Annotated in this window: 1 pseudogene; it reads left to right on the top strand. The window is 70.0% G+C overall.

The window, feature by feature from the left end:
* Positions 1 to 830: pseudogene (locus M4J07_RS47705) on the top strand (2-oxoacid:acceptor oxidoreductase subunit alpha); the annotation flags it as partial.

The following is an 830-nucleotide window of genomic DNA, read 5'->3' as shown; positions in this document are numbered from 1 at the left end:
TCGCTGGAACTGCCGCTGCTGGTGGTCGACATCCAGCGCGGCGGCCCCTCCACCGGCCTGCCCACCAAGACCGAACAGGCCGACCTCTTGCAGGCCATGTACGGGCGCAACGGCGAGGCCCCGGTGCCGATCATCGCCCCCTGCACCCCGGCCGACTGCTTCGACGCCGCCCTGGAAGCCGCCCGCATCGCCGTCACCTACCGCACCCCGGTGTTCTTGTTGTCGGACGGCTACCTCGCCAACGGCAGCGAGCCGTGGCGCATCCCCGAGACCGACGAACTGCCGGACCTGCGCGTGCAGTTCGCGGGCGGGCCCAACCACACCCTGGACGACGGCACCGAGGTGTTCTGGCCCTACAAGCGGGACCCGAAGACCCTCGCCCGCCCCTGGGCCATCCCCGGCACCCCGGGCCTGGAACACCGCATCGGCGGCATCGAGAAGCAGGACGGCACCGGCAACATCTCCTACGACCCGGCCAACCACGACTTCATGGTCCGCACCCGCCAGGCCAAGATCGACGGCATCGAGGTCCCCGACATCACCGTCGACGACCCCACCGGCCAGGCCACCACCCTGGTCCTGGGCTGGGGCTCGACCTACGGCCCCATCACCGCCGCCGTCCGCCGCCTGCGCGCCGCCGGCGACACCATCGCGCAGGCCCACCTGCGCCACCTCAACCCGTTCCCGAAGAACCTCGGCGAGGTTCTCAAGCGCTACGACAAGGTGGTGATCCCCGAGATGAACCTCGGCCAGCTCGCCACCCTCATCCGCGCGAAGTACCTGGTCGACGCCCACTCGTACAACCAGGTCAACGGAATGCCGTTCAAGGC

This window comes from Streptomyces longispororuber (genome assembly GCF_024448165.1).
In the GTDB taxonomy this organism is placed as follows: Bacteria; Actinomycetota; Actinomycetes; order Streptomycetales; family Streptomycetaceae; genus Streptomyces; species Streptomyces longispororuber_A.
The sequence above is the reverse complement of the archived record's forward strand: the minus strand, read 5'-3'. Positions and strand labels throughout refer to the sequence as shown.